This is a genomic window from Allobosea sp. GW823-FHT01F03, assembly GCF_058798075.1.
In genome coordinates this window covers 4,749,019-4,760,392 of sequence record NZ_CM179505.1, presented here as the reverse complement: position 1 = coordinate 4,760,392, position 11,374 = coordinate 4,749,019, and the positions used below count along the sequence as shown (strand labels likewise).

11 protein-coding genes are annotated in these 11,374 nt (G+C 67.1%); 7 read left to right on the top strand and 4 right to left on the bottom strand.

Annotated features, from left to right (window positions below; translation table 11 throughout):
* The first annotated feature begins 53 nt into the window (after positions 1-53).
* Positions 54-1,097: a histone deacetylase family protein gene (locus AC3RCC_RS22825; RefSeq protein WP_291635342.1), complete on the top strand. Its 1,044-nt coding sequence runs from the start codon at positions 54-56 to the stop codon at positions 1,095-1,097.
* A gap of 214 nt (positions 1,098-1,311) precedes the next feature.
* Here the strand turns inward: AC3RCC_RS22825 and msrA are convergent, their stop codons facing one another.
* Together msrA and AC3RCC_RS22815 are read right to left on the bottom strand one after the other, a co-directional pair.
* Complete coding sequence (gene msrA, locus AC3RCC_RS22820; RefSeq protein WP_492256682.1) at positions 1,312-1,818, bottom strand: peptide-methionine (S)-S-oxide reductase MsrA; 507 nt, start codon at positions 1,816-1,818, stop codon at positions 1,312-1,314.
* A 177-nt stretch (positions 1,819-1,995) separates the two neighbouring features.
* Positions 1,996-3,552: an acetolactate synthase large subunit gene (locus AC3RCC_RS22815; RefSeq protein ID WP_492256681.1), complete on the bottom strand. Its 1,557-nt coding sequence runs from the start codon at positions 3,550-3,552 to the stop codon at positions 1,996-1,998.
* Between the two features lie 234 nt (positions 3,553-3,786).
* Here AC3RCC_RS22815 and AC3RCC_RS22810 point away from each other — a divergent pair, with 234 nt between their 5' ends.
* The 5 genes from AC3RCC_RS22810 to AC3RCC_RS22790 all read left to right on the top strand — a co-directional run bounded on the left by AC3RCC_RS22810 (position 3,787) and on the right by AC3RCC_RS22790 (position 8,248).
* Entirely contained in the window at positions 3,787-4,749 is a 963-nt protein-coding gene (locus AC3RCC_RS22810; protein WP_291635348.1) for an ABC transporter substrate-binding protein, read from the top strand.
* On the top strand, positions 4,746-5,261 hold the full coding sequence (locus tag AC3RCC_RS22805; protein WP_492256680.1) for a mismatch-specific DNA-glycosylase: 516 nt from the start codon (positions 4,746-4,748) through the stop codon (positions 5,259-5,261). Before AC3RCC_RS22810 ends, AC3RCC_RS22805 begins: the two co-directional genes overlap by 4 nt.
* A gap of 2 nt (positions 5,262-5,263) precedes the next feature.
* Complete coding sequence (locus tag AC3RCC_RS22800; protein ID WP_291635352.1) at positions 5,264-6,037, top strand: ABC transporter permease; 774 nt, start codon at positions 5,264-5,266, stop codon at positions 6,035-6,037.
* Positions 6,034-6,819, top strand: a complete 786-nt coding sequence (locus AC3RCC_RS22795) for an ABC transporter ATP-binding protein (RefSeq protein WP_492256679.1) — start codon at positions 6,034-6,036, stop codon at positions 6,817-6,819. The genes AC3RCC_RS22800 and AC3RCC_RS22795 overlap by 4 nt, the downstream gene beginning before the upstream one ends.
* Before the next feature lie 325 nt (positions 6,820-7,144).
* The gene (locus AC3RCC_RS22790; protein WP_492256678.1) at positions 7,145-8,248 is read left to right on the top strand and encodes a class I SAM-dependent methyltransferase; all 1,104 of its coding nucleotides are present in this window, start codon (positions 7,145-7,147) and stop codon (positions 8,246-8,248) included.
* On the opposite strand, the gene AC3RCC_RS22785 is transcribed toward AC3RCC_RS22790, so the two are convergent.
* Complete coding sequence (locus AC3RCC_RS22785) at positions 8,206-9,363, bottom strand: citrate synthase family protein (RefSeq protein WP_492256677.1); 1,158 nt, start codon at positions 9,361-9,363, stop codon at positions 8,206-8,208. The two genes, AC3RCC_RS22790 and AC3RCC_RS22785, sit on opposite strands and share 43 nt — an antisense overlap.
* 97 nt (positions 9,364-9,460) lie before the next feature.
* Here AC3RCC_RS22785 and AC3RCC_RS22780 point away from each other — a divergent pair, with 97 nt between their 5' ends.
* Positions 9,461-10,537: a citrate synthase/methylcitrate synthase gene (locus tag AC3RCC_RS22780; RefSeq protein ID WP_492256676.1), complete on the top strand. Its 1,077-nt coding sequence runs from the start codon at positions 9,461-9,463 to the stop codon at positions 10,535-10,537.
* 142 nt (positions 10,538-10,679) lie between these two features.
* Here the strand turns inward: AC3RCC_RS22780 and AC3RCC_RS22775 are convergent, their stop codons facing one another.
* A complete protein-coding gene (locus AC3RCC_RS22775) occupies positions 10,680-11,258 on the bottom strand; it encodes a HutD/Ves family protein (protein WP_492256675.1) in 579 nt (192 codons plus the stop codon).
* Positions 11,259-11,374: the final 116 nt, after the last annotated feature.

The window sequence follows — 11,374 nt, the reverse complement described above, 5'->3', positions numbered from 1 at the left end:
GCTTTTCATGGCCGTATGGGGCTCGTCCGAGTTCCGAAGCGAGTCGAATCCGTATGCGCGCCTTCTATCATCCCGAGCAATCGCTCCACGATCCCCAGCAATATATGCGCTTCGGCCGTGTCGTCCCGCCGAAGGACCTGCCGGAGCGGACCGAAAAGCTGCTGGCAGCGCTGGCGCGCCACGGCGTCGCCCCGGAGACGCCGCAGCAGCACGGCACGGCACCGATCCTGGCCGTCCATGACGAAGGCTTCATCCAGTTCCTGGAGACGGCCTGGGCGCGTTGGCAGGACCTGCCGGCCGAACGCGGTCCGGAAGTCTGGCCTGCGACCTTCCCCTATTGGAGCGGCAAGCCGGACGAGGACAAGCGCCCGCCCTGCCGTCCGACCGGCTTCCTCGGCCAGCTCGGCTGGTATCTCGGGGATCTCTCGGTGCCGATCGGCGAGCATTGCTGGCTCTCGACCCTGCGCTCGACCGAGACCGCCGTCTCCGGCGCCGACGCGGTACTCGCCGGTGAGCGTGCCGTCTATGCGCTGTGCCGCCCGTCCGGTCATCATGCCCGGGCCGACCGCTCCAGCGGCTTCTGCTACCTCAACAACTCGGCGATCGCCGCGCAGCGCCTGCGCAGCCGCTTCGGCAAGGTCGCGATTCTCGATGTCGACGCCCATCATGGCGACGGCACCCAGCAGATCTTCTATCGCCGCGACGACGTGCTGACCGTCTCGATCCATGCCGACCCGTCGAACTACTACCCGTTCTTCACCGGCTATGACGATGAGCGCGGCAACGGGCCGGGCGAGGGCTTCAACCTCAACCTGCCTCTCGTCCATGGCGCCGCCGGGCCGGAAATGGAAGCTGCCATCGACCGGGCCGGGCGGGCGATCCGCGACTTCGGCGCCGAGGCGCTGGTCCTGGCACTCGGCTACGACGCCCATAAGGACGATCCGATCGGCGTGCTGAAGCTCGATGCCGCCGATTTCGGCGGCATCGGCCGCCAGGTCAAGGCGATGGGACTGCCGACCCTGGTGGTGCAGGAGGGCGGCTATGCCATCGAGGCGATCGGCGATTGCCTCGATGCGTTCCTGGGTGGGTTCAAGTAGCGCTTCTTCTCCCCTCGGGACGAATGTCCCGGTAGGGGATGAGGCAGTTCGACCGGGTGAAACGAGAAAAGGGCCGCTTACGCGACCCTTTTCTCGTCCGTCAGTGCTACGCGCTACCGCCTTCTCCCGCCGCATTTCGGGCGTTTCCGACATGCGCATCTAAAAGTGCCGATCTCGGGCGAGCCCGAGATCGGTGGGGAGAAGGTAGATTTCGCTACTCCGCCGCCTCGCGGCGCGGCAGCACCCAGTCCGGCCGGGCCCAATGGCAGGTGTAGCCGGCCGGATAGCGTTCCAGGTAGTCCTGATGCTCCGGCTCGGCCTCCCAGAAATCCCCTTCGGGCTTCACCTCTGTGACGACCTTGCCCGGCCAGCGGCCGGAGCTGTTGACTTCGGCGATCACCTCCTCGGCGATCTGCTTCTGCGCCTCGTCGACATAGTAGATCCCCGAGCGGTAGCTGGTGCCGAGGTCGTTGCCCTGGCGATTCAGCGTCGTCGGGTCGTGGATCTGGAAGAAGAACTCGACCAACTGCCGGTAACCGATCCTGGCGGGGTCGAAGACGATCTCGATGCCCTCGGCATGGCTGCCGTGATTGCGATAGGTCGCATTCTTCACATCGCCGCCGGTGTAGCCGACACGGGTCTTCTCGACGCCGGGGAGCTTGCGGATCAGGTCCTGCATGCCCCAGAAGCAGCCGCCCGCGAGTACAGCACGTTCCGTCATGTCAAACCTCCTTGCTGCCGCCGAGATAAGCATCGGCATCCGAATTCGCCATGGCGCTCGTCATGTCGCCGCCTTGGTTTTCCCACGGCAGCCCTGATCGCTTGAAGAGGCCGTCGGGAGACGGCCTCTTGCATCGCGGTTGAGCCAAGGCACTGCGGTGGCGAGGAGCCCGAGAGCTCAGATCACCGCCTCGATCAGGAACGGGCCTTTCCGCGACAATGCGCCCTTGAACAGCCTGGTGAACTCCTCGGCCGTGGTGGCGCGCCCGGCCTCGACGCCCATGCTCTTCGCCATCGCCACCCAGTCGAGCGCCGGCTGGTCGAGATTGAGCATTTGCGTGGCGTTCTTGCCGAAATCATTGACGCCGACGGCGCGCATCTCGCCATGCAGGATCGCATAGGTCCGGTTGGCGAAGATCACGGTGACGACGTCGAGATTCTCGCGGGCCTGCGTCCACAGGCCCTGGACCGTGTACATGCCTGAGCCGTCGGCCTGCATGCCGATGACCTTGCGGTCAGGGCAGGCGACCGCCGCGCCGATCGCCAGCGGGATGCCTTCGCCGATGGCGCCGCCGGTGAGCTGGATATAGTCGTGCTGCGGCGCGTGATGGCACTGCGCATAGAACATCCGGCCCGACGAGATCGATTCATCGCAGATGATGCTGTTCTCGGGCAGCAGGGTCGAGACGATGGTGCAGACCTTGTCGGCGTCGAGCGCGCCGGTCGGGAGCGCTCCGTTCGCGGCAGCCGGTTCGGCGATGAAGGCCGGCGCTACGGCGCGGGCCGATAATTCGTCAGCCAGAGCCTCGATCGCGCCGGGCAGGTCGTCGCCGGGCGCAGCCAGCGTCTCGACCGCGCAGCCGTCATGGATCAGCCGGCCGGGCTTGCCGGGATAGGCGAAGAAGCCGACCGGCACCTGGGCGCCGACCAGCACCAAAAGGTCGACGTTCTCAAGCTGCTTCAGCGCCATGTCGATCGGGTAGGGCACCTTCGGCAAAGCGACGCGGCCGGCGCCGCGCTCGATGCGCCCGTTCGACATCTGGCCGAAGACGCGCGCCCCGGTCGCGGCGCAGATCCGCGCAGCCGTCTCCATCGGTCCCTCGCGCAGCGCGAGGCCGGTCATCATCAGCGCGGCGCGCGAGCCGTGCTTGCGCAGCAGCGCCGCGATCTCGCGCACCCGTGCCGGATCGGCGCTCTTCAGGATGGGAACCGTGGTCGGTGCGAGCGTCGCCGGCTCGACGCTGCCCCAGGCGCAATCGGCCGGCAGGATCACCGTGGTGACGCCCGGCAGGGAGAGCGAGGCGGCATAGGCCTCGCCGATCGCCGGGCCGACATCCTCGGGACTCTCGATGCGTCGGACGAAATGCGACATCGGCCAGGCCAGCCCCTCGATGTCGCTGGTCAGCGGCGCGTCATGCTGGAGATGGTAGGTCGCGTGGTCGCCGACGACGTTGATCATCGGAGTCCTGGCGCGCTTGGCGTTGTGCATGTTGGCGAGGGCATTCGCCATGCCCGGCCCGCAATGCAGCAGGGTCGCAGCCGGCTTGTCGGCCATGCGGGCATAGCCGTCGGCGGCGCCGGTCACCACGCCCTCGAACAGGCCGAGCACGCAGCGCATCTGCGGCTTGCGGTCGAGCGCCGCGACGAAGTGCATTTCGGAGGTGCCGGGATTGGCGAAGCAGACGTCGACGCCGTTGATGAGGAGAGTGTCGCAGAGGCGATCGGCGCCGTTCATTCGGGAAACCTCGTCCATTTGGCGCTGCGCGCCGGGGAGGCGAGGGGATGAAATATCCCCCCTGCTGTCAAACAAGAGAAATTCATTGCCTCCCCCAGCGTCGTTGATGCCGGCTTGACTGATTTGCATAGGCATTTAACTTGCCTTGGAACAAAGCTTGCATCGTGCCACGACGAGGCTGGGTTCAGCTCCGCCCGCGCAAGGCCGGCGCAGATATCAGGGGAAGGGTTTCGAATGACGGGTACGAAGCGTATCGGAGCGGTGGCGGGCCTCGGGCTCGCGGCGCTCCTGGCGGCGGGCGGCGCCCAGGCGCAGACCAAGCTGACGATCGGCATGTCCGGCTGGACCGGTTTCGCGCCGCTGACGCTGGCCAAGGAAGCCGGCATCTTCGCGAAGAACGGCCTCGACGTGACGATCAAGAAGATCCCGCAGAAGGACCGTCACCTCGCCATCGCTTCGGGCGATATCCAGTGCGCCGCGACCACGGTCGAGACCTGGATCGTCTGGGACGCCGCCGGCATCAAGACCAAGCAGATCTTCCAGCTCGACAAGAGCTATGGCGCAGACGGCATGGCGGTGCGCTCGTCGACGGGCTCGATCAAGGATCTCAAGGGCAAGACGGTCGCCGCCTCGGCGCCGGGAACCTCGCCCTATTTCGCCCTTGCCTGGTTCCTCAAGGAGAACGGCATGTCGGTGAAGGACGTCAAGGTCGTCAACATGGAGCCGGGTCCGGCGGCCCAGGCCTTCATCGCCGGCCAGAACGACGCCGCGATGACCTATGAGCCCTATCTCTCGGCAGTGCGCGAGAAGCCCGATTCCGGCAAGATCATCGCCACCACGCTCGACTACCCGATGGTGATGGACACTTTCGGCTGCACGCCGAAATTCCTGAGCGAGAACGACGCTGCCGCACAGGCGCTGACCAAGAGCTATTTCGAAGCGCTCGAGATGATCAAGGCCGAGAAGGACAAGGCTTATGGCATCATGGGCGCCGACGTGAAGCAGTCGGGCGAGCAGTTCGGCAAGTCGGCGGGCTTCCTGCGCTGGTCTGATGCCGAGGGCAACAAGAAGTTCTTTTCCGGCGACTGGCAGGCCTTCACCAACAAGGCGGCCGATCTCCTGCTCGAGATCGGCCTGATCAAGACGAAGCCCGACATCAACACGCTGGTCGAGACGAAATACGTCGCCGGCAAGTGAGCGATGAAATCCTGCCGGATGTGCTGACCGCCGGTCTGCGTGTCGTGTTCTGCGGCACGCAGGCCGGGGCGGCTTCCGCCCGGCGGGGCGCCTACTATGCCGGACCCGGCAACAAGTTCTGGAAAACCCTGTTCGAGACGGGGCTGATTCCTCAGCCGCTTGGCCCGGCGGATTTCCCGGATCTGCCGCGATACGGCATCGGTTTCACCGATGTCGCGAAGGGGACCTCCGGGCCCGACACGGCATTGATGCGCCAGCATTTCGACATCGCCGGCTTCTTGGCCAAGCTTCGTCTGCATGCGCCGGCGATCGTCGGCTTCAATGGCAAGCGTGCTGCTCAGGCAGCGCTGGGAGAGAAGAGGGGACTTAAGCTCGCCTATGGTCTCCAGCCATCCCTCCTTGTAGGAAGCCGCGTCTTCATTCTGCCTTCCACCTCCGGCGCTGCATCCGGCTTCTGGTCCATCGAGCCCTGGCACGAACTCGCGGCACTCGTGAAAGAAACGAACTCCTGACGATGAAACCCCTCCAGCCGGTCTCCGGCGGCGTCCGCATCGGCTACGGCGTCGCCTTCTTCGCGCTTTTCGTCGCCTTCTGGTCGGTCGCGACCTTCGGCGGCTTCGTCCAGAAGCTCTTCCTCGCCGACCCGCTGACCATGGTCGCGGAAGGCTGGAACCTGCTCACCGTCCACGGCTTCATGTTCGATATCGGCATGACGATCTGGCGCGTACTCGGCGGCTTCGTCCTTGCCGTTCTGGTGGCGCTGCCGCTCGGCATCCTGATGGGCGCCTACAAGCCGGTCGAGGCCTTCCTCGAGCCCTTCGTCTCCTTCGCGCGCTATCTGCCGGCCTCGGCTTTCATTCCGCTGCTGATCCTCTGGGCCGGCATAGGCGAGACCCAGAAGCTGCTCGTGATCTTCATCGGCTCGGTCTTCCAGCTGATCCTGATGATCGCGGTCTCGGTCGGCGGGGTCCGGCGCGATCTGGTCGACGCCGCCTATACGCTGGGGGCGAGCGACGCCTCGGTGGTGCGCCGGGTGCTGCTGCCCAATGCCGCGCCCGAGATCGCCGAGATCTTCCGTCTCGTGCTCGGCTGGGCCTGGACCTATGTCATCGTCGCCGAGCTGATCGGCTCCTCCTCCGGCATCGGCCATATGATCGTCGACAGCCAGGCGTTGCTGAACACCGGGCAGATCATCTTCGGCATCATCGTCATCGGCCTGATCGGCCTGATCTCCGATTTCCTGTTCAAGGCGGTCAACCAGCGCCTGTTTCCGTGGGCGCAGGCATGAGCAAGCTTCTGATCGACCAGGTCGGCAAGGTCTTCCCGGCGCGCGGCAAGGGCCAGCCGACGCGCGCGTTGATGCCGACTTCGCTCACCGTCGCTGACAACGACTTCATCACCATTCTCGGCCCCTCCGGCTGCGGGAAGTCGACCCTGCTGCGTATCATCGGCGGGCTGGAGACGGCGAGCGAGGGCAAGATCCTGCTCGACGGTGTGCCGGTCACCGGGCCGGGTGCCGATCGCGGCTTCGTCTTCCAGAGCTACACGCTCTTTCCCTGGCTGACCGTGGTCGAGAACATCGCCTTCGGCCTGCGCGAGAAGGGCGTGCCGGAACGCGAGCGGCTCGACATCGCCCGCAAATGGGCGGAGCGCGTCGGTCTTTCCGGCTTCGTCGATCATTTCCCGAAGCAGCTTTCCGGCGGCATGCAGCAGCGCACCGCGATCGCAAGAGCGCTGGCCAACGATCCAAAAATCCTGCTGCTCGACGAGCCCTTCGGCGCGCTCGACAACCAGACCCGCGCCCTGATGCAGGAAATGCTGCTCGGCATCTGGGAGCGCGAGCAGAAGACCGTGCTCTTCGTCACTCACGACATCGAGGAGGCGATCTTCGTCGGCTCGCGCGTGGTGGTGATGAGTGCGAGGCCGGGCCGGATCAAGGCCGACATCGCCATCGACCTGCCGCATCCGCGCCCCTACACGATCAAGACCACGCCGGACTTCGTCGCGCTCAAGGAGCGGCTGGTCGAGGAGATCCGTGTCGAGGCCGTGCTGGCGGCCGAGGGGCACTGAGGCGGCGCGGTCGCGGTACCGCCCTGCAGTTGCAGCGGCGTAGTAGCCGGCGGCACTGGCGACAGGTGAAGCGCACCCCCATCTTTCCTGCAAATGGGGCTGACGGCCGCGATATGCGGCCAGTGTAGAGCGGAATTGCATCGACTCATCTGCCGCAATGCCGGGTGTCGTTGCCATTCTACACTGCAAAGGGGCACTGCCATGAGGTGGGGCCATGCGCGCACTGATTGCGAGAATGCTGTCCCGGCTGGTCCGGGAGTCCAGGATTGACGTCGTCTTCGCCGATGGATCGTTGCATTCGGCCGGGTCGGGCTCGACCGCGGCCGTGCGGCTGAGGATTGCCGACCGCGAGACCGAATGGCGGCTCGCGCTCGATCCCGAGCTTGCCCTCGGCGAGGCGGTGATGGATGGCCGCGTCATCGTCGAGCGCGGCACGCTCTATCAACTGCTCGAAGCCCTGGTCTGCGGGCTGTCGCGCCAGCCGCCCTCGGCCTGGGCCGGGGCTTTGGGGCGCTTGCGGACCTCGATCCGCCGCATCAAGCAGCACAACACCCCGAGCTGGGCGAAAAGCAACGTCCACCACCATTACGATCTCAAGCGCGCCTTCTTCGAGCTCTTTCTCGATGCGGACCAGCAGTATTCCTGCGCCTTCTTCGAGCGGCCCGATGCCACGCTGGAGGAGGCGCAGGAGGCCAAGAAGCGCCGGATCGCCGCCAAGCTCGCCTTGAAGCCCGGCCAGCGCGTCCTCGACATCGGCAGCGGCTGGGGCGGGCTTGGCCTCAGCATCGCCCGCCAGACCGGCGGCCACGTCACCGGCATCACCCTGTCGGAGGAGCAGTTCGCGCGTTCCAGTGAACGAGCCGCCGAATCCGGCCTGCCGGTCGAGTTCCGCCTCCAGGACTATCGCGACGTGAAGGAGCGCTTCGACCGCGTCGTCTCGGTCGGCATGTTCGAGCATGTCGGTGTCGGCTACTATCGCGACTATTTCCGCAAGATCTCGGAACTGCTCGTCGATGATGGCGTCGCGCTGATCCATACGATCGGGCGCGCCACGCCGCCGGGTGCGACCAACCCCTTCATCGCCAAGCACATCTTCCCGGGCGGCTATATCCCGGCCCTGTCGGAGATATCGGCCGCCGTCGAGAAGGAAGGGCTGGTCATCACCGATGTCGAGGTGCTGCGCCTACACTATGCGCAGACGCTGAAGGCCTGGCGCGAGCGCTTCCTGGCGCGCCGCGGCGAGGCGGTCGCAATGTATGACGAGCGCTTCGCCAGGATGTGGGAGTTCTACCTTGCGGCGTCCGAGGCGAGCTTCCGCTATGACGGGCTCGTGGTCTTCCAGCTCCAGCTCGCCAAGCGCCTCGATACCCTGCCGATGACCCGCGACTACATGGTGCCGGACGCAGTCGCCGGGGCTGGGCCGACATAGCGCGCACGCGGCCGGATCAGTCTTCCGGTCTCGTTCTGCTCCAGCGAATGGGCGAGCCAACCGGTGCAGCGCGCCGCGGCGAAGATCTGGAAGGGCGCATCCGGCCGCAGTTCGAACCGCGCGGCGAGCGCAGCCAGCGCGAAATCGACGTTCGGCTCCTCGCCCGTCAGCGCACTGATGGCGGCCTGCGCCTGCGCATAGGCGGGCGGCAGCGCAAAGGCTGCGAGCAGCGCCCGCGCCCGCGGATCGCCATCGGTGTAGAGCGGATGGCCGAAGCCCGGCAGCCCCGCGCCGGTCTCCAGCCGCGCCGCGAGGGTCGTCTCCAGCCCGTCGCGCTCGATATCCCGCATCAGCGCCAGCACCCGCGGCGCGACGCCGCCATGCAACGGGCCGGAGAGAGCCGCGAGCCCAGCCATGACGCAGGCGGCGAGCGAGGTCCCGGTCGAGGCGGTGACGCGCGCAGCGAAGGTCGAGGCGTTGAGCTCATGATCGGCGAGCAGGACCAGCGCCCGCCGGATCGGCTCGGCGCCGTCGGCCTCGCAGCCCCAGGCTCGTGCCAGCCTCGTATGGATCGGCCCTTCGCCCGGCCCGCCGGCGACGGCGTCGACCAGCGCGTCGAGCACCGCGGCGGCTTCGAGATAGAGCGCCTTCTTGGCTCGTCCCGCCATCGGCCGGTCGGTCGCGGCCCGCGTCGCGATAACCGCGAAGATGCGCACCAGCGGTTCGCCCGGCGGGACGATCGTCGCCAAAGGCGGGAAGCGCTGGGTTCCGCAATCCCAGAGCAGGCGCGCGACATCCTCTAGCTTGGCGCTCTCGGCGAGGCGCGCCGCGTCCTGGCCGCGATACCAGAGGCCGCCGCGCTCGATCGTGGTGATGCTGGAGGACAGCACCGGCTCGCCATAGGCGATCGCATCCTCGGCGATTGCGGCCGGGCGGCGGCCGCGCGCCTTGCGATGCTCCAGCCGGGCGACGTCCTCGGCCCGGTAGAGGCTGCGGCGCGAATCCCCTTCATCGCCGCGCGCCTCGATCAGCCCGCGGCTGACATAGGCGTAGAGCGTCTGCGGCTTCAGCCCGAGCCGCGCCATCGCCTCCTGTGCGGTCAACCAGTCCTGCATCGCCCCTCTCACGGATATGTTGATTATATTGTTCAAGATTGATTGTTGCAACGCGCAAGCTGATCCTCGGGGTGACTGCTTTTGAGGAGTTCATGTCATGTCCGATGGTCTCGATGACGTCGTCGCCGCTCATACCGTGCTCTCGGAAGTCGACGGTGCCGCCGGCCGCTTGGTGATCCGCGGCCACAGCCTCGCCGAGCTCGCCGGCCGAACCAGCTTCGAGGAAATGGCGGCGCTGATGCTCGACGGCCTGCTGCCGGGCCTGCCGCAGGGTCGCGCGCTGCCGGCGGCGCTTGGCCGTGCCCGTACCGATCTCTTTGGCATCGTCGAGCGCACCGCGCTGTCGGAGGATCTCGGGCCGGTCGAGGCCATTCGCGCCTGGACCGCGCAGATCGCCGATGGCGAGGACGGCGAGACCGCACTGAAACTGCTCGCCGCGCCCGCCGTCTTCACCGCTGCCGCCGTGCGCAAGCAGCGTGGGCTTCCCACCATCGCCCCCGATCCGTCGCTGTCGCAGGCGGCCGACACGTTGCGCATGCTGCGCGGCGAGGTGCCGACGATGGCGCAGGCCGCGGCGCTCGACAGCTATCTCGTCACCGTCGCCGATCACGGCCTCAATGCCTCGACCTTCGCTGCGCGCGTCGTCGCCTCGACCCGGGCCGGGCTGGTCTCGGCGGTGCTGGCCGGGATCAGTGCCCTGAAGGGGCCGCTGCATGGCGGCGCGCCGGGGCCGGTGATCGAGATGCTCGACGCTATCGGCGAGCCCGCAAATGCCCGTCCCTGGCTGGAGGCAGCATTGGATCGTGGCGAGCGCCTGATGGGCTTCGGCCATCGCATCTATCGCGTCCGCGATCCGCGCGCCGATGCACTGAAGCAGGCGATCGCCCGGCTCGGCGCCGATGCGGGACGCCTGCGCCATGCCGAGGCGGTCGAGCAGGCGGCGCTTGCCATCCTGCGCGAGCGCAAGCCGGGACGTTCGCTCGAGACCAATGTCGAGTTCTACACGGCGCTGCTGCTGGAGGCGCTCGGCTTCCCGCCGGAGGCCTTCACCTGCGTCTTCGCCCTCGGCCGCACCACAGGCTGGCTCGCCCATGCCCGCGAGCAGATCGAGACCGGCCGCCTGATCCGGCCGCAATCGGTCTATGTCGGTCCGCAGCCGAGGCGGGCGGCCTGAATGTCACGCGCGGGATCCCCTCTCCTGTAAGGAGAGGGGTAGGGGTGAGGTGTAGGCGGCCCGACTAGTTGGGTGAGCGTCGAACGCGGATGGGTTGAGGCTCGCGATATCCCTCCCGAGCACCTCACCCTGCCCTCTCCTTTCAGGAGAGGGTTCCCCGCGCCTCTATCGTCAACCCGACCGCATAAAGCTCCGCTTCACCGCCACTAACAACCAGCTCCACACGCCCCGGCGCCTCCAGGATCGCGCTGTCACCGGCGGGTAGCGCCGCGCCGTTCACCAACCAGTCGCCCTTGCGGGCGACCAGCACCAGCAGACCCCCAACTGCGCTGAGCGAGCCTGCGCCTGACAAGCGCTCGACCCGGTGCCGCCAGCGGCCGCGCCGGCTCATCACATTGAGATCGTCGATCGGCCCATCGACCAGCAGCCCCTCGACCGCCCGGTCGGCGGCGAAAGGGCAGGGCGCGCTGGCGCGATCGAGCCGGACGCGCTCGCCATGGCCGAAGGCGAGCGTGATGCCGGCCCCGGTCAGCACCGACAGCGTCCGGTCGATGCCGGGAAAGGACGAGAACGGTCCGTCCTGTCCGACATGGGCCATGCTGATACGCCAGTCGAAATCGTTCAGCGAGGCGCCGTCCGGCGCCACCGCGATCTCGGTCGTCGTCCCGCCGCCATTCTTCCACGGCATGACCAGACAGTCGGCGGCGCGGATGATGCGCATGGAACGGTCCTTCGAATTCAAGCGGCCACCCTTGTCATTCCGGGGCGCCCGAAGGGCGAACCCGGAACCCACGACTGGGTACGACGCCGTGTCTGGGCAACGCTCGCCCGGTCGTG

Bases quoted from the DNA above. Each gene is read 5' to 3' on its own strand.
- AC3RCC_RS22825 (WP_291635342.1), top strand. From the start codon at position 54: ATGCGCGCCTTCTATCATCCCGAGCAATCGCTCCACGATCCCCAGCAA.
- msrA (WP_492256682.1), bottom strand. From the start codon at position 1,818: ATGACGGAACGTGCTGTACTCGCGGGCGGCTGCTTCTGGGGCATGCAG.
- AC3RCC_RS22815 (WP_492256681.1), bottom strand. From the start codon at position 3,552: ATGAACGGCGCCGATCGCCTCTGCGACACTCTCCTCATCAACGGCGTC.
- AC3RCC_RS22810 (WP_291635348.1), top strand. From the start codon at position 3,787: ATGACGGGTACGAAGCGTATCGGAGCGGTGGCGGGCCTCGGGCTCGCG.
- AC3RCC_RS22800 (WP_291635352.1), top strand. From the start codon at position 5,264: ATGAAACCCCTCCAGCCGGTCTCCGGCGGCGTCCGCATCGGCTACGGC.
- AC3RCC_RS22795 (WP_492256679.1), top strand. From the start codon at position 6,034: ATGAGCAAGCTTCTGATCGACCAGGTCGGCAAGGTCTTCCCGGCGCGC.
- AC3RCC_RS22785 (WP_492256677.1), bottom strand. From the start codon at position 9,363: ATGCAGGACTGGTTGACCGCACAGGAGGCGATGGCGCGGCTCGGGCTG.
- AC3RCC_RS22780 (WP_492256676.1), top strand. From the start codon at position 9,461: ATGTCCGATGGTCTCGATGACGTCGTCGCCGCTCATACCGTGCTCTCG.
- AC3RCC_RS22775 (WP_492256675.1), bottom strand. From the start codon at position 11,258: ATGCGCATCATCCGCGCCGCCGACTGTCTGGTCATGCCGTGGAAGAAT.